Annotated in this window: 2 protein-coding genes; both read right to left on the bottom strand. The window is 79.4% G+C overall.

Going from position 1 to position 4095, the window contains the following annotated elements; translation table 11 throughout:
* Window positions 1-2872, bottom strand: a 2872-nt coding sequence (locus ACFV0G_RS34900) for a DUF5682 family protein (protein ID WP_380556650.1), incomplete at its 3' end; no start/stop codon positions are given.
* Window positions 2869-4041, bottom strand: a complete 1173-nt coding sequence (locus ACFV0G_RS34895) for an AAA family ATPase (protein WP_380556648.1) — start codon at window positions 4039-4041, stop codon at window positions 2869-2871. The genes ACFV0G_RS34895 and ACFV0G_RS34900, both read right to left, overlap by 4 nt.
* Window positions 4042-4095: the final 54 nt, after the last annotated feature.

The raw sequence follows: 4095 nt of genomic DNA, 5'->3' as shown, positions 1-4095 counted from the left end.
TGTGAGTGAGGGCGTGCCCGCGTGCCTGTGGGCCCCCAGCGGCCGCCCGCACAGCGCGCGCACGGACGGAGGCCGGGTCGAGCTCGGCCAGCACATCGGTACGGCCGGCGTCGGCGGCCCGGCCGAGGACCTCCTCGCGGACGTCGGCGCCGAACAGCGCGTCGAGTTCCTCCGCCCACTCGCGAGCGGTGGGGAAGGACGCCTCCTGGCCACCGCCGTCACCGCCGCCGAAGTCCTGCGCACCCTCGCCGCGTCCGGCGCCGTAGAGCTCGTCCAGGGCGCGTGCGTAACGGCGGGCACCCGCGGGCAGCCGCTCGGGCTCGCGGCCCAGCAGCAGCCGCCAGCGGTCGGCCGGGGCGAGCCGGTCGGCCGGGACGAGCGGCTCGGCCGGGGCCGGGCGGTCCGGGCCGGCGTCCGCAGCTGCCGGAGCGTCACTCTCCGCCTCCGGTACGGGGGAGGGCCCGGCAGCGGGGCCGCCGGCCGCCGGACCCGGGCTCCCGGTGCCGGGCAGGCCGAGCGCGGCGAGGGCGGCAGCCGCCGCCGCGTCCGCGGCGGCCCACAGCGCGAGCAGGTCGGGTGCGGCGGCGAGGGTGAGGTCGGGGCGCTCGCCGAGCCGCTCGGTCACCGTCTCCAGCAGCCGGCCGCGGGCGGCCGGGGTGAGCACGTCGAAGCCGGCCCGCAGCGCGGGCAGCCGGTCCAGGAAGCCGCGGTCCGGGAGCCGGTCGATCCGCTCCAGCAGCGGGTCCAGGGCGGTCGGCGCGCACTCCAGCAGCGGACCGCCCGCACTGAGCAGGCCGGCCAGCAGCCGGGCCGTCCGGCGGGGGGCCACGGGGGGGGTCGGGGTGTCCACCCACCCGGCGGCCCGGGTGCCCAGCGCGGCGGCCCCGTCCAGGTCGAGCAGCACCCGGGCGGCGAGGGCGGCGCCCTGCACCAGCGGGGCGGCCGTTCGGGCCAGCGTGCCGAGCGCGTCGTCCATCCGCAGGCCGAGGCGGTGCTCGCCGGCCCGGGTGGCGAGCGCGACCAGGGCGGCGGCGTCCTCGGGATCGTCGCTGCCGGCGAGGCCGGGCAGGGCGCGCACCGCCGCGTCCAGCAGGGCGGCGGCGAGCTCGGCGGCCCGCTGCGCCCCGTGCTCGCCGGCGCCCGGCAGGTGGCCGCGCCGCAGCGCGTCCAACAGGTCCAGCGCGGCGAGGAGTTCGGGCAGGGTGGCGGCGGCGGGCAGCAGCAGTTCGGCCTCGCCGAGCCGTTCGGCGACCAGGTCGGGCAGGTCGCAGCGGGCCGCGGCACGCAGCCCGTCGAGCAGCTGGGCGCAGGTCGGCCCGCCGTCGGCCTCCTGCCGGCGGGCGGCCTCCCGCAGGGTGCCGGCGGCGGCGAGTTCGGCCGTCACACCGCGGACGCCCGCCAGGTCGAGCCGGGCCGCCACGGACGGCGTCCAGGACACTCGCCAGCGGGTGGTCAGCGCGGTGGCGTCGCCCGCGGCCGCGACGTCCTCCGGCTCGCCGTAGCCGATGCCGCACAGGTGCAGCCGTTGGAGCAGCACCTCGCGGCGGGCGTCGAGCGGGGAGCGCAGCGGGTCCAGGCGCACCTCCTTCGACTCCGGGCGGTCGGGGCCGGGCAGCCGCAGCTCGGCGAGGTCGGCCTCGACGGCCGGGCCGAGGCCGGAGCGCGGGGTGCCGGGGGCGGTCCGGCCGCGGACGGTGCCGACCAGGACGGTCTCCAGGGCCCGGGCCAGCGCCCGGCCGCGGCCGAGCGGCTCGCCCTGGCCGAGCACGGTGGTCACCGCCTCCAGCAGCTCGCCGCGGCCCGGCGCGGGCAGCCCCCGCAGCCGGGCGAGGTCGCCGGCCAGCCGCAGGGTCTCGGCGGCCTCGCCGGTGCCGGCGGTGTGCCCGGCGGCGCGCAGCTCGCGGCAGAGCTCGGTGATCGCCGTGGCGGCCGCCTCGGCGACCCGGACGGGGTCGCCCTGGGCGCCGAGCACGGCCTGCTGCCAGCGCGGGTCGCGGATGCCGGCCGGGTAGCCGGAGCGGGCGTCGAGCAGGGCGAAGGTGTACGGGACCAGCGAGGTGGTGACCTCGCCTCCGGCACCGGGGGTGCCGCTCTCCGCGGACGATGCCGACGGTCCGTCATCGGTCGGCCGGTCATCGGCCGGCCCGTCGTGGCCGGCCACCAGCGCCGGGCCGTGGAAGGCGCCGACCAGGGCGGCGACCCGTCGGCCGTCCGCCGCGGCCTCGGCGACCACCCGCCGCATGTGCGCCTCGCGGGCCAGGTCGACGGCGGGGACGCCGCCGTCGGCCGCGGCGTCCCGGCGCAGTGCCCAGCCGACCGCGAGCGCGGCCCGCCGGACGGCCTCCGGGGAGCTGCCCGGGGCCCGGACCTCCACCGACCGGTCCCACAGGTCGTCGCCGTCGCGGCCGGTGCCGGCCGCGGTCAGGGCGTCCGCGAAGACCGGACCGGCGGCCGGGGTGCGCTGCCCGGCCGCCGGCGCGGCGGCCGGGGTGCGGTCGGCCCAGGCGGGGTCGGCCATCGGCAGGTCGCAGCAGCGCACCTCGACCCCGCGGTCGCGGGCCCAGCGGAGCGCGGTCAGCTCGGGCGAGAAGTCCGCGAACGGGTAGAAGCCGAGCCGGCCCGTACCGTCCGCGCCGGCGAGCGCGACCGGCGCGGTCGTCCCGGGGGCGGCCAGGTGCGGCAGCCACCGCTGGAAGTCGGAGGGCAGCTCGATGCAGAGCACCTGCGGGTCGGCGGCGTCGAGCAGGGCGGGCACCACCGCGGCCAGCGCCGGGCTGTGGTGCCGGACGCCGATCAGGTACGGCGCGGTGGAGGCGGCGAGCGCCGCCACCGCCTCGCGCGGCCCGGCGGCGGCCGTGGCGGTGTCGGTCATCGGAGGTTCTCCCGCAGGTCCCACAGGCGGCGCCAGGTCGCGGAGCCGTCCTCGGCGCGGCGGCGCACCGGGCCGTCCCAGTAGCCGAGCAGCCGGGCGTGGTCGGCCGGGTCGTCCTTGTGGACGGCGCCCAGCAGGTGGCCGGGGACCAGGTCGAGCACGTCGGCGCCGGAGAAGTACGCGGACGCGAGCCCCAGCGAGGACGCGACGTGGACGGCCTCCGCGGTGGACATCACGGTGCCGGGGCGCTCGACGTCCCAGCCCTCGGCGGAGCGCCCGGTCCGCAGGTCGCGGAAGACGGTCACCAGCACGTCGAGAACGGCGTCGTCCACGCCGAACGCGGCGCCGGCCTGCTGGACGGCGGCGGTGGCCCGGTCGCGGACGAGCGAGGTCTCCGCGACGGCGTCGGCGATCGGGTGGACGGTCTCGAAGTTGAACCGCCGCTTGAGCGCGGCGGACATCTCGGAGACGCCGCGGTCGCGCAGGTTCGCGGTGCCGATCACGGTGAAGCCGGGGACGGCGGCCACCGAGGCGTCCGGCGTACCGGCGAGCTCCGGCACGCTCAGCCGCCGGTCGGAGAGGATCGAGACCAGGGCGTCCTGGACCTCGGGCAGGCAGCGGGTGATCTCCTCGATCCGGGCGACCCGGCCGGTGCGCATCGCGGTCATCACGGGGGAGGCGACCAGCGCCTGCGGCGTCGGCCCCTGGGCCAGCAGCAGGGCGTAGTTCCAGCCGTAGCGGAAGGCGTCCTCGGTGGTGCCCGCGGTGCCCTGCACGGTCAGCTCGCTGGTGCCGCTGACGGCGGCGGCGAGCAGCTCGGAGAGCATCGACTTGGCCGTACCGGGTTCGCCGACCAGCAGCAGGCCGCGCTCGCCGGCGAGGGTGACCACGCAGCGCTCCACCAGGGCGCGCTCGCCGACGAACTTCGGCTCGACGACCAGCTTGGCGGGCAGCGCCCCGTCCTTGCGGCGCCGCGGCGGCAGGGTCAGGGCCGTGCCGTCGCTGCCGCAGACGAAGGTCACCACGGCGGCCGGGGTCAGCGCCCAGCCGGGCGGCCGCGGACCCTCGTCGTGGGCGGCGAGGAAGGCGAGTTCGGCGGCGTACCGCTCCTCGGCGGGCAGGATCTGCCGGGGCTGGGGGATCGTCACCTGTTCGGCGGTCGGGGGCATCTCGGGTCCTTCGGATCGGATTCGGTCGTGGAGGGCCGGGGGTGCGGGCGGGCC

Origin of the sequence: Kitasatospora sp. NPDC059571 (assembly GCF_042735675.1) — a bacterium.
In the GTDB taxonomy this organism is placed as follows: domain Bacteria; phylum Actinomycetota; class Actinomycetes; order Streptomycetales; family Streptomycetaceae; genus Kitasatospora.
The sequence above is the reverse complement of the archived record's forward strand: the minus strand, read 5'-3'. Positions and strand labels throughout refer to the sequence as shown.